Source organism: Leucobacter luti, assembly GCF_019464495.1.
Taxonomy (GTDB): domain Bacteria; phylum Actinomycetota; class Actinomycetes; order Actinomycetales; family Microbacteriaceae; genus Leucobacter; species Leucobacter luti_A.
The window spans coordinates 2249598-2267308 of sequence record NZ_CP080492.1 but is presented as its reverse complement, the minus strand read 5'-3'; the positions used below and the strand labels follow the sequence as shown (position 1 = coordinate 2267308).

Annotated in this window: 15 protein-coding genes; 6 read left to right on the top strand and 9 right to left on the bottom strand. The window is 64.1% G+C overall.

The features are described 5' to 3' along the window. Positions 1-50: 50 nt before the first annotated feature. A complete protein-coding gene (locus tag K1X41_RS10235; RefSeq protein ID WP_132206607.1) occupies positions 51-1382 on the bottom strand; it encodes an MFS transporter in 1332 nt (443 codons plus the stop codon). Between the two features lie 158 nt (positions 1383-1540). Here K1X41_RS10235 and K1X41_RS10230 point away from each other — a divergent pair, with 158 nt between their 5' ends. Further along, on the top strand, positions 1541-2713 hold the full coding sequence (locus K1X41_RS10230) for a helix-turn-helix domain-containing protein (protein WP_220174531.1): 1173 nt from the start codon (positions 1541-1543) through the stop codon (positions 2711-2713). 242 nt (positions 2714-2955) lie between these two features. Then, positions 2956-3336 (top strand): TFIIB-type zinc ribbon-containing protein, encoded by a 381-nt coding sequence (locus K1X41_RS10225; protein ID WP_220174530.1) that lies wholly within the window; start codon positions 2956-2958, stop codon positions 3334-3336. Positions 3337-3358: 22 nt separating this feature from the next. On the opposite strand, the gene K1X41_RS10220 is transcribed toward K1X41_RS10225, so the two are convergent. After that, positions 3359-4012, bottom strand: a complete 654-nt coding sequence (locus K1X41_RS10220) for a TetR/AcrR family transcriptional regulator (RefSeq protein ID WP_132206601.1) — start codon at positions 4010-4012, stop codon at positions 3359-3361. A gap of 114 nt (positions 4013-4126) precedes the next feature. Between K1X41_RS10220 and K1X41_RS10215 the strand changes: the two genes are divergently transcribed. Continuing rightward, the gene (locus K1X41_RS10215) at positions 4127-4879 is read left to right on the top strand and encodes a Pr6Pr family membrane protein (RefSeq protein ID WP_220174529.1); all 753 of its coding nucleotides are present in this window, start codon (positions 4127-4129) and stop codon (positions 4877-4879) included. A 50-nt stretch (positions 4880-4929) separates the two neighbouring features. Here K1X41_RS10215 and K1X41_RS10210 read toward each other — a convergent pair whose 3' ends face one another. After that, the gene (locus tag K1X41_RS10210; RefSeq protein WP_220174528.1) at positions 4930-6648 is read right to left on the bottom strand and encodes an AMP-binding protein; all 1719 of its coding nucleotides are present in this window, start codon (positions 6646-6648) and stop codon (positions 4930-4932) included. Positions 6649-6704: 56 nt separating this feature from the next. Further along, complete coding sequence (locus tag K1X41_RS10205; protein WP_243642978.1) at positions 6705-7643, bottom strand: sugar-binding transcriptional regulator; 939 nt, start codon at positions 7641-7643, stop codon at positions 6705-6707. Between the two features lie 138 nt (positions 7644-7781). Here K1X41_RS10205 and K1X41_RS10200 point away from each other — a divergent pair, with 138 nt between their 5' ends. From K1X41_RS10200 to glpK, 3 genes are all read left to right on the top strand, one after another. After that, complete coding sequence (locus K1X41_RS10200; protein ID WP_220174527.1) at positions 7782-9491, top strand: glycerol-3-phosphate dehydrogenase/oxidase; 1710 nt, start codon at positions 7782-7784, stop codon at positions 9489-9491. 239 nt (positions 9492-9730) lie between these two features. After that, positions 9731-10486, top strand: a complete 756-nt coding sequence (locus K1X41_RS10195; RefSeq protein ID WP_132206593.1) for an MIP/aquaporin family protein — start codon at positions 9731-9733, stop codon at positions 10484-10486. A gap of 44 nt (positions 10487-10530) precedes the next feature. After that, positions 10531-12045, top strand: a complete 1515-nt coding sequence (glpK, locus tag K1X41_RS10190; RefSeq protein ID WP_132206591.1) for a glycerol kinase GlpK — start codon at positions 10531-10533, stop codon at positions 12043-12045. A 227-nt stretch (positions 12046-12272) separates the two neighbouring features. On the opposite strand, the gene K1X41_RS10185 is transcribed toward glpK, so the two are convergent. The 5 genes from K1X41_RS10185 to K1X41_RS10165 all read right to left on the bottom strand — a co-directional run bounded on the left by K1X41_RS10185 (position 12273) and on the right by K1X41_RS10165 (position 16454). Continuing rightward, positions 12273-12512 carry a holin gene (locus K1X41_RS10185; protein WP_220174526.1) on the bottom strand — a complete coding sequence of 80 codons (240 nt, stop codon included), beginning with the start codon at positions 12510-12512 and terminating at the stop codon, positions 12273-12275. Between the two features lie 11 nt (positions 12513-12523). After that, a complete protein-coding gene (locus K1X41_RS10180) occupies positions 12524-12829 on the bottom strand; it encodes a hypothetical protein (RefSeq protein WP_220174525.1) in 306 nt (101 codons plus the stop codon). 94 nt (positions 12830-12923) lie between these two features. Then, positions 12924-13652 (bottom strand): CHAP domain-containing protein, encoded by a 729-nt coding sequence (locus K1X41_RS10175; protein ID WP_220174524.1) that lies wholly within the window; start codon positions 13650-13652, stop codon positions 12924-12926. Between the two features lie 925 nt (positions 13653-14577). After that, positions 14578-15228: a M23 family metallopeptidase gene (locus tag K1X41_RS10170; protein ID WP_208107873.1), complete on the bottom strand. Its 651-nt coding sequence runs from the start codon at positions 15226-15228 to the stop codon at positions 14578-14580. Positions 15229-15800: 572 nt separating this feature from the next. After that, complete coding sequence (locus K1X41_RS10165) at positions 15801-16454, bottom strand: DUF7341 domain-containing protein (protein ID WP_220174523.1); 654 nt, start codon at positions 16452-16454, stop codon at positions 15801-15803. Positions 16455-17711 lie beyond the last annotated feature (1257 nt).

Here is a 17711-nt window from a genome sequence, read left to right as displayed (position 1 = left end):
GATGGGGACCCGGTCAGGACGGCTGACCGGATCCCGCGGCGCTCGCCTGCTTAGTGTTTGAACCCTGGCAGTTTGACGCTCAGACGAGGCGCGAGAACGCCGGCCACTGCAGTGAAGAGCGACAAGAAGACCAGCATCGCAGCGGCGGGCCACCAGTGGTTGGCTGCCATGGCGACGAGGCCGGTCGCGGCGAGCGGGATGAAGCCGGAGAGCATGCCAGCGACGTTCTGGGCGAGGCCAACGCCGGTGTAGCGCGTTTTCGCGGGGAACAATCCCGTGAGCACGGTGCCGGACGCGGCGTACGGGAGCGAGAGCGTGCAGACGGCGAGGGTCATGGCAATCACGACGAGTACGGGAATGCCGGAAGACAGCAGGAGGAACGCGGGGACCGCGACAACGGCCGAGGCGACGCCGCCCCAAATGATCACGCGGCTCGCACCGTACTTCGCGCCCAGGCTTCCGCCCCAGAGCAACGCAGCAATCTCGACTGCCGCGGCTACCATACTGCCGAGCAGCATCAGGGAGGGCGAGTAGCCGAGCACATTGACGCCGTACCAGACGCAGAATGCCGTCACGAGGTAGAACCCGCCCACACCGAGCAATGCTGCGGCCATGCCGACGATGATCTGGCGCCAGCTGTCTTTGAACGTGGTGAGCACCGGGCTCTTCACGACCTCGCCGGACTCCTCCAGCTGCCGGAACACCGGGGACTCCTCGAGCTTGCTGCGGATGTACACGGCGACAAGCAGGAGCGGAATTGCGATGAGGAACGGGATCCGCCAGCCCCAGGCATCGAAGTTCTCCTGTGAGAACACGAGAGTCATGATGAAGAACCCACCCGAGGAGAGGATGGTGCCGATGGGGGAGCCGATCTGGGGAATCGCGGCGTACTTCGCGCGCAGGTGCAGCGGCGCATTCTCCACCACGATGGTCATCGCACCCGACCACTCTCCGCCGACGAACAGCCCCTGCACGACACGGAGTAGCACGAGCAGGATCGGGGCGGCGATGCCGATCGCTGCGTAGGTCGGCAGCATACCGATGAGCCCCGTGACAATACCGATGCCAACGATCGTGATCATGAGCACCTTGCGGCGCCCCACCCGGTCGCCCATGCGACCAAAGATGATGCCGCCGATCGGACGGGCGGCCAGGCCGACACCGAACGTCGCAAAGGAGGCGAGCGCTGCTGCCGTCGCATTCTCGCTGGCGAAGTACTGGACGTTGAACACCAGCGCTGCTGCGGCGCTGAACAGGAAGAAGTCGTACCACTCGAGTGCGGTGCCGATGAGCGCTCCGAGCGCCACCTTATTGGCGTCCTTCACGTCTAATTGCTGTGTCGCGTCATACTCGATTGACGTCGTGTTGGTGATCTCGCTCATTGCTCTCTCTCCGTCGAGGGTGCCGGTTCTGGGGCGGGGCGGCCACCGAGATGCCGGGGCTTGCTACTCGAGAATGCCAGGTGAATCGCCCAGCAGAAGCCACCTTTCGTCGCCAAATTTCCCCCAGAAACAGTGCATATGCACATAATATGGGCGATATGCCCGCTGCACCCCGCCCGCCGCTCAGTGACACCCCCGCTCCCGGCGACCGCAAGCGATGGCTCGAGCTCCTTGATCAGCTCGATCCCCACGCGCTCACGGACACGTTTCTGACGCACATCGTCACAGTGCCCGGGTACGATCCACCCCCTGTGCCACTCTCCGAAGTGCGGCGAACGGGGCGGCTCTCGTTCATTGCCCTCGTCGACGGCTTGCGGGCCGGAGGACTCACCGAAGCGATCCCCGTTGCGCGAGATGTCGGGGTGTCGCGCGCCAGAGCGCGGATCCCCATCACCTCGTTGATGACCGCCATTCGCGCCGACTTCGCCGTGCTCTGGGAAGCACTGACCAGAATTGCCGACCCAGCGGACGCCGAACTCATCGTGCGCCACACCGGCATCGTCCTGCGCACGGTCGATGAGTACGCCGGCCAGACGCAGCAGGCCTACGTCGCTGAACAACAGCGCATGCGCGAAGAAGAGGACTCGGTGCGGCGAGGCCTCATCGCAGCGGTGTTCCAGGATCCGCCCCCCGCGGCCGAACGACTCGCGGCGATTTCGGGCGATCTGGGCCTCCCACCGCACACGGAGCTGACGGTCACGGCGGCGGTGGGCGACGATATTCCCGCCCTCCGCTTCGCGGTGTCAGAGCTCGACCGTGCAGGCGGAATCACCTACACACATCACCTCGATGACACGCTCATCGCCTTCACCCGCCAGATCGATCTGCCCGGCTCGCACATCGACGAGCGGTACCGAGAACTCCTTGACCTCCGCATCGGGCTCGCGAGTGCGCGAGATGGGCTCGCCGATCTCCGCGGTGCGGCGCACGTGGCCCGCGATCTCGCACACGTGCTGGCCGCCGAGGAGACAGGCGCGATGACCTGGTCACGAGGATGGGCCCGGCTTGCGGCGCACAGCTTGCTGTCCTCGGGCAACCCAGTGATCGCTGATGTCCACGCCGCACTCGCCCAGTGCGGCGATGCAGAACGCACTCGGCTCGAGGAGGCTGTGCGGAGCTATCTGCGAACCGGGAACATCGGAGTTTCTGCCGAAGAACTTTTCTGCCACCGCAACACGCTCACGAACCGGCTGCATCGATTCACTGACCTCACCGGCGTCAATCCGGTGATCCCCCATGAAGCGGCTCGGCTCGTGGTGGGGTGGGCATAGCCGCAGGCGCCACTGACACGGCTGGCGCCCCTGGCCGAGCCAGCCCCGGCAGCTCCGGCAGCCCCGGGGGCTCCGGCGGCTCCGGTAACACCGGCGTGCATCGGGAACTCCGACGTGCATCGGCAGCTCCGGCGCGTGCTTGCCCGTTCCGCGTCGCCTCGTGTGCTCGCCAAGCTTCGAATACGCCCCCAGTTCCGGGCCATCCGCGCACACGAGATGCCCCGCACCCTACGCTGAGAACCATGAATTGCCCTAGCGACGGAACGACCCTGCTCATGAGTGAGCGACAGGGCATTGAGATCGACTACTGCCCTCAGTGCCGCGGCATCTGGCTCGACCGCGGAGAGCTCGACAAGATGCTGGACCGGGCCCAGGCCGAGGCCGAATCATTCACGGCTCAGCAGCAGGCACCGGCCCCCCAGCAAGTGGCTCCACCCCTGCCACCACAGCAGCAGTATTCACAGCCGGTGCCCCCGCAGCAGCCCTACGTTGACCCGCGGCACGGCCAGCGCGGCTACGACGAGCGCCGCCGCGACGGGTACTCGAGTGATGGACGCTACCGCGATCCTCGGTACAAGAAAAAGAAGAGCCCGTTCGACTTCCTCGGCGACATCTTCGAGTAGGGCGCTGCCGCCGCCTCGGCGGCTATGCGGCAGCGGCAGAGCGTGAAATCGAATCCAGGATCGCTGTGATCCCGGCTCGGTACACGGTGAGGCCGTCGATCGCGAGGAGCTGGTCGCGATGTTCCCGCACATGCGGGAACCCTGCAAGGTCGACCGATCCGAACGTGCTGATCCACGGGATCGATCCATCCCGCGCGATATCCCGGCGCACCAGCGCTTCCTGAGCCAACGCGGCACTCTGCGCGAGCGTAAAACCTGAGATCGCGGCGTAGGCACGGATGAGGCCCGCGCCAGAAAGTCCCGCGGACGTCAGCATCTCAAGAATGAACTCGTCAGAGGCGACGTCTCCGGGCCCGACCGGATCGAGCACTGCGCCCTCCGCTCCGATCGCGGGGTGCTCCAGGCTCAGCTCCGCCATCCGAGTTGCGAACCGCTCGATCCGGTCGCGCCAATCACCGGTGCTCGCGCGAGCGTCGGCGGTCGCCGTCTCGGCCAAGCGATCAAGTGCCGCGCGCGTCAGCTCGTCTTTGTTGCGAAAGTGGCGGTACATTGCGGTGGCGTCAACGCCGAGTGCTTCACCCAACCGCTTGAACGTGATCCGCGCCTGCGGCTCCCGACTCGCGAGTTCCAACACCGCATCCACGATCGTGCGCTGGTCGAGGCGGCCCCGCTTCATGCACGCCACCTCCGTGAGTCCCGCCCGAGCCGTGATTCCCGCACGGCAGATATCAGTCCATCTTAGTGCGCGCGGTTTCCCACGTGTAGCGTCCTCCCGTGGTGAAATAGACCGGTGACCTCACACCCACCGCACGCCGCGCAGCCGGCAGCCCCCTCCGCCCCCGCTCGCCTGAGCCTGATCTCGGACGGTGCACTCACATCGCGTCTGGCTGCTCTTGCATTCCGGGTCATCTCGCTCGCGCTGATTCTCACCGGCCTGATCCGCATCACGGGCGTATTCACCGCCGAGCCCACTTGGGGCGCACTGCGCTACTACACCGTGCTCAGCAATCTCCTGTGCCTCGTCTGGGTCGTGCTCCTGATCGTGCGCACGCTGCGAGATATCACGGAGACCGGCCCGCGCGGCCTCTCAACGCCGTCGGCCCGGTGGAGCGGCACCGTCATGATGGCGATCACGGTGACATTCCTCGTCTACCTGATTGTCCTCGTGCCCGCCACGTTCCAGCAGGAGGGCGACTATGTGCCGTTCTCACTGACCGACAACCTGATCCACATCATCACCCCGATTCTGCTGATCCTGGATTGGCTCCTCTTCGTCCCCAAGGGGCGGTTGCGATGGACTGATCCGTTGCTGTGGACGCTGCTCCCCTACGCGTACCTCGTGTACGCGATCAGCTATGGCACGTCGGGCGGTGAGTTTGCCGGCGGGGTCAACTATGCGTATCCATTCCTCGACTTCGCACGGCACGGTGTTGGCGGGGTCGCGCTGTGGATCGTGGTGCTGACAATTGCACTGGTTGGCGTGGGATACGTCTACATCGTGCTCGATCGGCTGCTTGCGCGCGCGTTCCGCGGGCGACCTTAGCCGGCGGGTCAACAGGTTCGCGTCACAGCGCCCTGGGGCCCGTACTCCGCCTATTCTTCGTCGACGGTCGCGCGCACGGCATTGCGGTTGGCGACGAGCGCATCGCGCACCTTGCGACGCAGCACCTTCCCGATCAGCGATTTCGGAAGCTCTTCCCAGACGATGTAGGTGCTCGGCCGCTTGAACTCAGCGAGCTGCTCACGAGCGGCGTCGCGTGCTGCCGCCTCGTCGAACACCGCGCCCGGTTCCAGAATCACGGCAGCGGTCACGATCTCGGCACCTCCACCGCGCGGCACACCGACCACCGCAGATTCGGCGACGCCCGGCACGCTGTTCACCACGCGCTCGACCTCGCTCGGAGAGACATTGAAACCGCCGGTGATGATCAGCTCCTTTTTGCGGTCCACCACGGTCACGAAGCCGTCATCATCCTGCACCACTAGATCGCCGGTGCGCAGCCACTCGCCGTCGTGCATCGCGGCGGCGCTCTCCTCCGGCCGGTTCCAGTACCCCTGGAATACCTGGGGTCCAGCGATCAAGAGTTCGCCTACCTCGCCCAGTTCAACCTGGCGGCTCGGGTTCTCCGGGTCCACAACGCGAATGTCGGTCGATGGGAACGGGATCCCGATTGCCCCGATCTTTCGAGCCTCATTAAAGGGATTCGCCAGCGCCACCGGGCTCGTCTCGGTGAGTCCGTAACCCTCGTTCAGCATGCTCCCCGCGAGTGCCTCCCAGCGGTCCACGACCGCCGGGGTCAGGGTCATTGCCCCGGAAATCGCGTACACCACTCCGCTCAGATCGAGCTTCCCGTCTCGTGCAACGCGAGCGAGCCGATCAAACATGGGCGGGACGGCGGGCACAAACGTCGGTGGAAAGCGCTTTGCGGCCTGCGACACGAGTTCTGGATCAAAGGTGGGAAAGAGCACCGCGCGCGAGCCCGTCTCAACGGAGTAGATCACTGAGAGCAGCACTCCGAATGAGTGGAACATGGGGAGCAGCCCGTAAATGCTGCCGGCTCCGCGTTCGAAATCGGGCATCCAGGCCGCGCCCTGGCGCGCATTCGCCCACAGGTTGCCGTGCGAGATCATGGCCCCCTTGGGCACACCCGTTGTCCCCGAGGTGTACTGCAGACATGCGATGTCGTCACGGCCGGGGCGCGGGTGCGTTCCGGCGAGCATCCGGGAGCGCTCAAGCTGCTCAAACGCGACCGTTCCAGTCGTCGCCGTGAACAGCTTCGCGCGCGATTCCTTGGCCTTCTGAATGGGCAAACGCAGCGCTGCACGCGTGGCGAACGGCATCGCCCGTGTCACGTCGACCGCAACGATCGTTTCGATCCCGAGTTCCGCCGGCAGCGACTGCAGCGTCGCGACCACGTTCGTCCAGGCCACCACGACTGTCGCCCCGTGATCCCGGAACTGCACCTCAAGCTCGTCCCTCGTGTACAGCGGGTTATGCTCCACCACAACGGCCCCGAGCCGCAGCACCGCGTAAAACGCAATCACGTGCTGTGGGGCGTTCGGCATGATGAGCGCGACCCGGTCGCCCGCTTTCACGCCCAGATCTGCGAGGCCCTGAGCGACCCGCGCCACCCGCTCGCCCAGCTCCCGATAGCTCACCGTACGGCCGAAGAAACTGATGGCGTCGCGCTCCGACCACTGCAGGCAGCGCTCATCAAGAAGATCCACCAGTGACCCTGTCACTGGTTCAATGTCGATCGGCGTGCCCGGAGCATAGGACTGGTTCCAGGCGCGAGTTTCGTTCAGGTGCATGCCCCAAGCGTAACCGTCGCTCCCGTATCATTCGCGCTTTGGGCCAGGGAATCGCGCTACTGCACCACCAGCCTGGCCAGTTCTTCGTCAAGCACGAGCTCCGTGATGATCCCGCCCCGCAGCGCGCCTTTCAGGCTCTGGAGCTTCGAGGTCCCGGTGACCACGCACAGGCGGTGGGGGATGCGGCGCACCGTATTGAACGAGGGACCGCTCGTGCGCGCATTGATGGGCACTCCCTCAGTTTTTCCGTCGGCCCGGAAGAACACTGTCGCGCAGTCTCCCACGACATCCGCTTCTCCGAGATCGCCCAGATCTCGCTGGGTGAGATAGCTGCCCGAGTAGACGTGTGAGCGAGGCTCACCGAGCCGCGATCCAAGCCCGAAGGCAAAGATGTCAACCGACGACTGCAGCCTCAGCACCCCCAGCACCGAGCTCTCGCGCCACAGCGCTTCACGCGTCGCCTGCTCATCAAAGATCGCGGGAACGGGGAATTCGTACACCGCAGAAGAGAACGCACGGTTGAAATCGCCCAGCAACTTGGCCGTATAGGAGATCCCCATACTCTGCACGTTTGCGGCGCCGTTCATCTGCACCACGCTCGTACCGTGCGCGGCTTTGACCGGCAGATGACGAGCGACGGCACTCATCGTGGTGCCCCACGCGACACCGATCTTTGAGTGGTCGGTCACTGCGGCGGCGAGGCGATGCGCAGCGGCACGGGCGGTCCGCTCCAACCGTTCCGGCCCTGATGCGCCTGGCGGGATTGCAACAACGTGCGCGCGGATGCCGTACAGCTCAGCGATTCGCTTCTCGAGCTTGCTGCCCAGTTCTTTCGGAGAGCGCACCGAGATCTGGACCAGCCCCGTTTCGCGCGCAGTGGTGAGCAATCGAGAGACTGTAGACCGCGAAACCCGCAGTTCCTGAGCAATCGCCTCCATGGTGAGGTGGTGCTGGTAGTACAGCTGCGCAGCGCGGAGCGCGTGTTCAGACTTCATGCCACCCATCCCTTCATCCCTGGTCACATTCTCTCTCACTCCGTGGAATTCTGCACGTTTGTGCAAACAGTTTGCACCGGGGTGCAGTCGCGGAGATCCTGAGGGTGCACATCAGAATCCCGATCCTGGAATGGCCTCATGTCACGCACCCGAAGCTCTGTCCAACAGCTCCGCGACCGTCCACACGCGGACGTCCTCATCATCGGGGGCGGCATCAATGGCATTGCGACATTCCGCGACCTGGCGCTGCAGGGCGTCGACGTCGCACTCGTCGAGCGAGGCGACTTCGTATCTGGTGCGTCCTCGGCGTCCAGCCACATGATCCACGGTGGGATCCGATACCTCGAGAACGGCGAGTTCCGCCTCGTCAAAGAATCCGTCACTGAGCGCAATCGCCTCCTCCGCGCAGCACCTCACTATGTGAAGCCGCTCGAGACCACGATTCCGATCTACTCGACCTTCTCCGGCATCCTGTCCGCCCCCTTCCGCCTTCTCGTCACGCACGGGCGCGGCAAAGCCCGCGAGCGCGGCGCAGCGCTCATCAAAATGGGCCTCATGATGTACGACACGTTCTCGCGCGATGGCGGCCAGGTCCCCAGGCACCGCTTCCTCGGCCGCAAGCGTTCGATGGCAGAACTGCCACACATGAACCCGTCGCTCTCCTACACAGCGACCTACTTCGACGCGTCGATGCACGACCCCGAGCGGCTCGCGCTCGATGTGCTGCACGACGGCGAAGTGGCCGGCGGAGATCGCGCTCGCGCGGCGAACTACATGCCCGCAGTGAACTTCACTGACGGAGGCGTGCGACTGCGCGACGAGGATACGGGCGAGGAGTTCGACTTCACGGCGCGCGTCATCGTCAACACCAGCGGCCCCTGGACGGACCTCACGAACGCAGCGCTCGGCACACCAACTGAATACATGGGCGGAACCAAGGGGTCGCACATCGTGCTCGACAACCCCGAGCTGCTCGCTGCAACCGGTGGGCGCGAGATCTTCTTCGAGCACTCGGACGGGCGCATCGTGCTGATCTACCCGCTGAAGGATCGTGTGCTCGTGGGCACCACGGACATCGACGCGGATCCGCGCGAGGCTCCGGTGTGCACCAGTGAAGAGGTCGACTATTTCTTCGATCTGGTGGCGCATGTGTTCCCGACCATCACCGTTGATCGCTCGCAGATCGTGTACACCTTCTCCGGCATCCGCCCGCTCCCCCGCCACGATGACACGACCCCCGGTTTTGTCTCGCGTGACTACCGGATCGTGGCTTCTTCCGTCGAGGGTGTCCCCCTGCTCAGCCTCGTCGGCGGCAAGTGGACCACTTTCCGCGCACTCGCGGAGCATCTGAGCAACGAGGTGCTCGAGCTACTCGGCGCCTCGCGCACACAGAGCACCGAGACACTCTCCATTGGCGGTGGTACCGGTTTCCCCCGCAGCGCAGCCGAGCGCACCACCTGGCTCACCACGCACTCAGATGGGCGCGAGTCGGATCGTGTCGCCCAGTTGCTCTCGCGCTACGGCACCCGCGCCGAGGAGTTGCTGCGCGCCGAGCCGGAGACTGCTCATGCACTCCCGAGCCTGCCCGGCTACACCGCAGAAGAACTCGCGCATCTCGCCTCGACCGAGCAGGTCGTTCACCTCGACGACCTCCTGCTACGCCGCACGTCGCTCGCGTTCGTCGGTGGCCTCACGGTGGAGAAGCTGCAGGCCGCGGCTGAAGCCATCGCGCCAGCACTCGGCTGGGGCGCCGACCGCGTCGCAATCGAAGTTGCGCGCATGGTCGATCTCCTGCGCGAATCGCACCGGATCGACACCGAGACTGGCGCAGCGTTGCTCGACGCCTAGCGTCGGCGCGGCTGCACCGCACGCGTTGCACAGCGCCCACAATCCGCAAGACCGCAAGACCGCAAGACCGCAAGACCGCAAGACCGCAAGACCAGGCATACCGCACGATCGATCCATAGCTCGACCGCACTTCCGTTGTACCGCAGTTCCGCGCACGGACGACCGTCATCCGTGCGCACCTTCACTCCGCTCCGCGCACCTCACGTTGAGGGGCTCGAAACCGAAAGGTCAATGACGACATGCAAGAACTCAACCTCGGGCTGTACTTCCTCTCCGAGGCCGTCGGCACGGGACTCCTCGTGCTCCTCGGCTGCGGCGTAGTCGCCAACGTCATCCTTGCCAAGACCAAGGGCAATGGCGGCGGGACGCTGATGATCAACTGGGGCTGGGGCCTCGCAGTGTTCATCGGTGTCCTCGCTTCGGCGTACTCCGGCGCGATTCTGAACCCCGCCGTCGGATTCGGTCTGCTCATTGCAGGCAAGATCACCGCCACCCAGTTCTTCATCGCGACCGCGGCCGAAATGCTCGGCGCCATTATTGGAGCGATCCTCTGCTGGGTTGCCTATCGGCAGCACTTTGATGAGGAGCCTGACGCGGCGAACAAGCTCGGCGTCTTCTCGACCGGCCCCGCGATTCGCTCCTACGGCTGGAACTTCCTCACCGAGGTCATCGGCACCTTCGTGCTCGTCTTCGCAGTCTTCGCGTTTGCCGACTACGGTGACATCAACATCGGCGTTCCCGGGGGTCTCGGACCGCTGGCTGCCCTTCCTGTCGCCCTCGTCGTCGTCGGTATCGGTGCATCACTCGGCGGACCCACCGGCTACGCCATCAACCCTGCGCGTGATCTCGGCCCGCGCATCGCACACGCTATTCTCCCCATTAAGGGCAAGGGCGCAAGCGACTGGTCCTACGCGTGGGTGCCGGTAGCTGGCCCGCTCGTCGGTGGCGCTATTGCAGCCTTCGCCGCCCCGGCGCTCTTGGGCCTCGCGGCGTAAGCGCTCGCACACAGAAAAGTTTTTACCGGTAAGAAGGGAAGATTATGTCTCAGTACGTTATCGCCATCGACCAGGGCACGACCTCTAGCCGCGCGATCATCTTCGACCGCCTCGGCACCATCATCTCGGTCGGGCAGAAGGAACACGAGCAGATCATGCCGCAGGCCGGCTGGGTCGAGCACGATGCCTCGGAGATCTGGCAGAACGTGCAGGAGGTGATCGGCATCGCCCTGGGGCGCGCCGATCTCACTCGGCACGACATCGCAGCAATCGGCATCACCAACCAGCGCGAAACCACAGTGGTGTGGAACCGCAAGACCGGCAAGCCGATCTACAACGCGATCGTGTGGCAGGATACCCGGACGCAGGACATCGTGGATCGCCTCGCGGCCGACGGTGGCATCGACCGGTTCAAGGAGGTCGTGGGGCTTCCCCTCGCGACGTATTTCTCGGGCACCAAGATTGCCTGGATCCTGGAGAACGTCGAAGGGGCCCGCGCGGCCGCCGATGCAGGAGATCTGCTCTTCGGCACGACAGACGCGTGGGTGCTGTGGAACCTCACCGGCGGCGCCGAGGGTGGCGTACACGTGACCGATGTAACGAACGCCTCCCGCACCATGTTCATGGATCTGAAGACGCTCGAGTGGCGTGACGACATCCTCGAGGCCTTCGGCGTTCCGCGCTCGATGCTCCCGGAGATCAAGTCCTCCTCCGAGGTGTACGGCGTGGCTGAGGACTCCTCGCTGCTGCGCGAAACCCCCATCTCGGGGATCCTGGGCGACCAGCAGGCCGCGACATTCGGACAGGCCGCCTTCACAGCGGGCGAGTCGAAGAACACCTACGGCACCGGCTGCTTCCTGATCTTCAACACGGGCGAGGAGATCGTCCACTCGAAGAACGGGCTCCTCACGACCGTCGGCTACAAGCTCGGTGACGGGCCTGCGCACTACGCGTTGGAAGGGTCGATTGCGGTCACCGGCTCGCTCATCCAGTGGCTGCGCGATCAGCTCGGGATCATCAGCAGCGCGCCCGAGGTTGAAGAACTGGCAGACAGCGTCCCCGACAACGGCGGCGTGTACATCGTGCCTGCGTTCTCGGGCCTTTTCGCGCCGTACTGGCGACCGGATGCGCGCGGCGCGATCCTGGGTCTCACCCGCTACGCGAACAAGGGCCACGTTGCCCGTGCGGCGCTCGAAGCGGTCGCCTACCAGACGCGTGACGTACTCGACGCGGTGAACGCCGATGCTGGCGTTGACCTCACCGAGTTGAAGGTGGACGGTGGCATGGTCGCAAACAACGCGCTCATGCAGTTCCAGGCCGACATGCTCGGAGTTCCCGTCGTGCGCCCCGTGGTCGCTGAGACGACCGCGCTCGGCGCCGCGTACGCTGCGGGCCTCGCCGTCGGCTTCTGGTCTGGGCTCGACGATCTATCCGCGAACTGGCAGGAAGACCGCCGCTGGGAGCCGTCACTCGACGCGACCGAGCGCGACCGCCTGCTGCGGAACTGGCGTAAGGCAGTGGAGAAGTCGAGCAACTGGGTCGATGAGGATGTGAACTAGCCTTCACCAGATGCGGGGGTGGCGCGTGCTTGGCACGCGCCACCCCCGTTGTCGTGTGAGGGGTGTCGCTTGGCCGGAGGCATGTGCAGCCAGGCGGGCCTGAACTCCCGCAGGAGATTCGAGCTCCGACAGGAGAAACTCACCGATCCCTTCCTGCCTGAGCTCGGAATTCCTGCGGGAGTTCAGAGCGCGTCTTCGGCGAGAAGTACGTGGAGCAGCGCTTCGCACTATCCGGCGTGGCGACCAAGCTGCTCGCCTCCGAGTGACGGACCAGGATTCCCGACCCCATCAGACGCGATTGAGGTCAGGACGGACACCACCGCTGCGAGGCCAGCGACTGACATCACTTGCCCCCATTCGACATCGAGCACTCCGGTAGCGCCTGCACTGAGGATCGCAACCGCGGTTTGTGCACACGTCTTCACTGCACGCTCAGCGGCAGCGATCCAGAACGATGTGTTGAGCATCTGGGCTCCTTTCACTTGAGGTTTTGAATGAGCACCACGCTCAGGCCAATCAGTGATCCGGTGCCGACGAGTGCGGACACGACGAAGCCAGCGATGCCCCAGCCCGAGACCCGCACAGGCTGAGTTGCGGCCACGGTTGCTTTCACGTCCCGAAGCTCACGGTCTACGAACTGTGTCCGCATATCCCACTCCGCCCGACTCACGTAGTTTCCTTTGAGTCGCTTCAGATCGGTGCCGAGCTCGTCGACGTTCTTGTCGAGACGTTTGAGTAGCCGGACGATCTCAGCCTGACTGTAAGACTCCGCATCTTCGCTCATTCATTGCGCCTCTCGATCCAGAGCTTGGCCGCAAGCACGACCGCGCTCAGCACAAGTGCGATACCCGCGGCCATCAGAATCTGCGCTACGACACTCATGCCGTGCCGGCTCTCAGCGTCGCTGCGTCGCGCTTGACAGCGTCGTAGTGCGACACCGAAACGAGCGACGTCGGGTCTTTCACGCCGAAGGTTCGTGCGACGTTCGTGTTGTACTCGCCGTCTCTGGACTCAAACTCGTGGAAGAATCCCGACTGGGTATTGAAGATCGCGTTGATCTGCCTGCCTGCCTCGGTCTTCGCGATGTAGTGGTTTGCCATTTCGAGCTCCTCGCTCCTCTCTTTCGTGGTGAGCGCTGAAGTTCTCTGCGCGTCTGGGGTCCCAACGATCGCCACGCGAGGTCGCAAGTACCCGACGATCCCGTCGGTGATCAGATCCGCGATCTGCACGGCTCCAGGGTTTTGGGTCAGGCAACGCAGCATGCGGTTGCCGGCCAACACCTCGAGCACGGTCGCGACGTGTGACGAGGGGTACCAGGCTGATCCGTACTCCCAGAACACAACATCTCCCCTGCGGGGCGTCACCGTCGCAGGCAGGATTTCGAACCATTCGTTCAGCCCCGCAGACGCTGCGTTGTGGTGCACATTGCACGCGTAGCCCCCGTGAGGGGAAGTTCCTCCGGCATTCGTGTACGTCGGCCACGCTGGGACGCCCAGCCACATTGCGTAGTGGCTGAACTGGTCCCAACACTGCGCACCGAACACAGCGTCGACATCGATGAACTGACCGCGCAGCGCGGCAATATATGCGTCAAGGTCTTTCGCCATGAGTCCGCCTCAAAATACGCTGGCCCGCGACTGGCAGGGCATGTACAAGTTGATCTAGTGCTGGTGGTGGTTTCAGCCCGGGGCCAGGAGCGTCCCCAATGCACCGCTACTCTCTGTCGTCGCAGTGCCTATTCCTGCAGGGACACATCAGCAGTGCTTTGACACTCAGGTGGTCATCGCGGCCGCAGTCTTCGCACTCATAGGTGTGGGGAAACGTGTCACTTCTCACCATCAAGCTGTTCCTCTCGGATGATTCACCGGCCACTTGAGCAGCCACGAGCTCGCCCTTCACCAGAGGTACCGTCACCTCCACGTCCCCGCCTCGCCGAGTCACTGCGCTCCAACGCTCGCAGCGTGAAGCGTTCGAGTCGCAGTGGCGAGGACGCTCACAACGCTCAGGCCATGAATGCTCTCTGTAGCGAGCGTGATACGCGGCTACGGTCCCGGAGCCGGTTGTTCCCGCTCATTCGCAAGGACGTTCGTCTTGCTCCTGTCACCGCTCGCGCCACCCACCTCGGAATGCAGTCGGCTCTCGCAGTGCTCAACGAATCCGAGGCGCAGCGATGCCCGCGTCTTCTCGCGGGGGCGCTGGCGCACGGTCCAGGCACGATCCGTGTCGTTGCAACTTTCATCCTCTGGTTTCCAGCGGCGCGGAGAGTCCGCAGGGGTGTGGCCGCCTGTTTGCTCACGCGCTCGTCGCAAGCAATTTCTTTCGTGTCCAGGCTCTGTTCTCGCGCGCAGAGTCCACGGCAAAGCACCCAGCGCAACAATTCACTTGAAACAGGTTCCCCGCACACCCGAGAACGCTCGCGATTGCGACGGCGGATCTGCTGTGCGATGGCGGGCGGCCGTAGGCGGGGGTCCACACCGAGGACGTGGACCCCCGCCCGCTACTCACCTAGTGCAAGAGTCGCTTTGACCGTGGCTAGGCTGCGGAGGCTGCAAGGAACTTATTCCACGGAGCCGACGACGTGCAGATGTATGCGTTGGCAATACCGAGCTGCCTTGCGATGTTGTTCGCTGCATCCTGCGAAGTGAGGATGAGGCGACGAGGGGTTCCAACAACATTCCAGCCAGGCTGGCCGGCACCGAATGCGTCTGCGTAGAAAACAATAAACATTTTTTTGTTCTTTCTGATCGAGGGGGTTGGCGGCGGGGTGATTTCGCCGCCAAAGGGGATGATGGTGTGGCTGCGCGGGTTTACGCGGCCAGAAACGACGCTCCAGTTCGGGTTGAGCGGGAGCGTCTCAAAGTGGCAGTGCGGACCGGTCGACATGCCGGTGGAACCGACATAGGCAATGACCTGTCCTCGTTTGACCGACTGCCCGGCGTACACAACGTAACTACTTACGTGCGCATATCCGGTGTAGCCCCACGAGTGACGAATGAGGACGTACAGCCCTGCAATCGCACCCATCCAGCCGTTGTCCGCACCGTCTCCGCTGCTATCGACGATCCCATCGTCAGCTGCGTAGATTGGAGTTCCCATAGGTGCAGCGAGGTCGATGCCGGTATGCCCTGAGTGGAACTCCTGGGTGATCGTGAAGTTCGCGAGTGGCCAACTAATGGTCGCCATCTTCATCCCCTTCCGAGTCGGGAACGATCGGTGAAGCGCCAAGTGTGCAGCTGCCCTGTTCGAATTCTTTGGGGTTGTGCTCCATGGTTCTCCTTTCGTGTTGTGATTGATATCGGATAGCTCCAAGCTCGCCCGCGGCTTTCGTGTCTTCGGGGGCTGGAACGTGTGGTCGGCACCCACCGCGCACTCTGACCGCATCATTGCGTGTGCTGCGTTACCGGTGGTGGGGTGGATGCCAAGTTGGGGCCCGCGATCAAGCGGGGAGGGAAGATATCTGCCGCGTATCGCCATGCAGTTTCCCAGTGTCCGCGTGAGCGGAGATTCTGCCGCGGCAAGCTTCGACGCGGTGGCGTACGTGAATACGTCTGTGCGTCATCGCTGGTCGCACACCGGTTCCGCCAGCCTCCGCCGGAGGCCGGTTCATCCCGGTTTTTAGTCCTTGTGGGCCGGGAAGCACGAGGGGCGCACTGGGGTGAGGCGCGCCCCGTAGAAACACAAAAGCGCCCCAGTTCGTTGCAGAGCTGTAGCGCGTAGTGAGAGCAGAACACACTTTCGGAGATATGTGCCGCACACTAACTCGATATTGTGAGGAGCTTCTGGAGTGCGGCGACGTCAGCCTCGATACCCATACCGGCGGCAAGGGCACTGAGGTCGCGTTCGGTGCCCCAATGCATCCCACAGCTGCGGCATTCGGCCACCAGGGCGCGCCCGCTCTTCACGGGGATGATGACGGCCGCCATCCGGACGGTCTCAATAACGGCCCCCCGCTCGTCGGTCGTCACCTTTTGGTGATAGCGCTCGCCACATGTCGGGCAGGGTGCCGTGAGCTCCTGCACCCGGGGAGGGTCAAATAGGTCTTCAATCTGCGTAACCCATGTGGCGAACAGTGCGTCCAGTCGCCCGCGCAGTGCGTCATCGATCTCGTTGAGGACGTGAGCGGCCTGGATCAGCCTCGGGAGGCGCCGGATGACCTGTGCGAGCTCCCCACGATGCCCCGCCCAGAAGGTTTGCTGCCAGCCCCGCGCGACTCCATCGATGTTGTCCCACAGGGTGAGAGCGGCAAGGTTCATGAGCCCCCCGCCCTCGCTCCCGCCGCTGGCCCCAGTCGATGAGGCGATGGCTTCGCGCAGCTGCGTGAGCAGCGCGGTGCATTCATACTCGGCACCATTCAGGCGCACAGTGTGGTTCTCGGTCAGACGCTCTACGGCGCGATCAGTAGTGAGCATTGGACTTCTTTCTGAGGTAGGAAACGCTCCGACCGAAGCCGAGGCGTACGTGGTGTGCGTTACGGAGCGCCCTGTTTGTCATCCCGACGCAGAACGAGTTGGTGCACCCCGGCCGAGAAGGATTTGGCTCGCCCCGCTGCACGCAATCGCCCAGGTAGGAGCCGTCCGTACCGACGGCGGGGCAGAAGAGTGAAGTGTTGGTCAATACGTGAGTCGGCCGTCGGCCTCCCCTGAAACCCTCACGACCACTCGCAGGCGATCGCCTCTGCTCAGGCATCCCACAGAAGTACCATTTCCCTGCCAAGGGTCTTCTGGGACCGAATGAACGCGGCCTCAGCGACACAGTGTTCTCGGTCGGGAAGTAATGAACGCCCTAGTGTGCCGCAGCACCCCGCGCGCTCCGTTTCTTCTTGATTCATCACCGACACGTGCGCCCGTGACACCTCACCTACGTGTGCTCCCGCCCGACGTGCATGGGTCGCCGCTTCGCCAATCTGGGACATGGTGACCCCTGCTGCGTTCGGTGCTCGACCGCCTTCCCACCAACGCTTCTGCCGGCAGGGCAGCCGATCACGTGCTCCGCGGTCAAACGACTCACCAGATGACCGTCCCTGATCCCGCGCCGTGGGGCAACGGAGATTTCTGCGCTTCACCCCGCGCCGGTTCCCGCTGCGAAGCGGGCCAGTTGCTGCCGGGACATACCGGCCAGGCTTTCCACTACCGCGCCACTCCCGCCTCCACCGCAAGGCAGTCACCATGACCAAGTAGTTATGTATCGCTACACCTGTAGAACCGGGCCGGTAGTTGGCATCGGACCCCGCGTTTGGGGCGCTCTTCCACCGCACAATGACGGCTAGACCTATCTGAGAGACATTCAGTGCAGCTATGTAGTTATTGTCCGAAGACAGTGCCGATGATCGATCTGCGAGCGCATCACGGGCGAAATTTGGGTATGCGGCAGCGAAGCCAGGGCCGAGATCCCGAACAATGAGCAACTTCCGGGTGAGCGCTGGCCCCGCCGCAGCAGCGGCCTGGATCAGTTGCAACGTCGTGATGCTCACGCCCCGGATGCCGCTGCCGCCAGCACCTCCTGCGAGTGAGCCGGAGCGGAAGGCGGATACACGGGCCCGGACCTCAAGCGAAGGAAACCTGCGGTATCGCGACTCACAACTGGTGCCAGCCGCGCCGGCGCCGGGAGCCCCTGGGAACGTTCCAGCTCTCGTCTGCTGGCCCATCGACGGGTCGCGTGCATTCCCC

What these genes read in the sequence shown, in the direction of transcription:
- K1X41_RS10185 (WP_220174526.1), bottom strand. Translation starts at nt 12,512, where the DNA reads ATGCTCAACACATCGTTCTGGATCGCTGCCGCTGAGCGTGCAGTGAAG.
- K1X41_RS10235 (WP_132206607.1), bottom strand. Translation starts at nt 1,382, where the DNA reads ATGAGCGAGATCACCAACACGACGTCAATCGAGTATGACGCGACACAG.
- K1X41_RS10195 (WP_132206593.1), top strand. Translation starts at nt 9,731, where the DNA reads ATGCAAGAACTCAACCTCGGGCTGTACTTCCTCTCCGAGGCCGTCGGC.
- K1X41_RS10180 (WP_220174525.1), bottom strand. Translation starts at nt 12,829, where the DNA reads ATGAGCGAAGATGCGGAGTCTTACAGTCAGGCTGAGATCGTCCGGCTA.
- K1X41_RS10200 (WP_220174527.1), top strand. Translation starts at nt 7,782, where the DNA reads ATGTCACGCACCCGAAGCTCTGTCCAACAGCTCCGCGACCGTCCACAC.
- K1X41_RS10165 (WP_220174523.1), bottom strand. Translation starts at nt 16,454, where the DNA reads ATGCTCACTACTGATCGCGCCGTAGAGCGTCTGACCGAGAACCACACT.
- K1X41_RS10225 (WP_220174530.1), top strand. Translation starts at nt 2,956, where the DNA reads ATGAATTGCCCTAGCGACGGAACGACCCTGCTCATGAGTGAGCGACAG.
- K1X41_RS10210 (WP_220174528.1), bottom strand. Translation starts at nt 6,648, where the DNA reads ATGCACCTGAACGAAACTCGCGCCTGGAACCAGTCCTATGCTCCGGGC.
- K1X41_RS10230 (WP_220174531.1), top strand. Translation starts at nt 1,541, where the DNA reads ATGCCCGCTGCACCCCGCCCGCCGCTCAGTGACACCCCCGCTCCCGGC.
- K1X41_RS10220 (WP_132206601.1), bottom strand. Translation starts at nt 4,012, where the DNA reads ATGAAGCGGGGCCGCCTCGACCAGCGCACGATCGTGGATGCGGTGTTG.
- K1X41_RS10205 (WP_243642978.1), bottom strand. Translation starts at nt 7,643, where the DNA reads ATGAAGTCTGAACACGCGCTCCGCGCTGCGCAGCTGTACTACCAGCAC.
- glpK (WP_132206591.1), top strand. Translation starts at nt 10,531, where the DNA reads ATGTCTCAGTACGTTATCGCCATCGACCAGGGCACGACCTCTAGCCGC.
- K1X41_RS10170 (WP_208107873.1), bottom strand. Translation starts at nt 15,228, where the DNA reads ATGGCGACCATTAGTTGGCCACTCGCGAACTTCACGATCACCCAGGAG.
- K1X41_RS10175 (WP_220174524.1), bottom strand. Translation starts at nt 13,652, where the DNA reads ATGGCGAAAGACCTTGACGCATATATTGCCGCGCTGCGCGGTCAGTTC.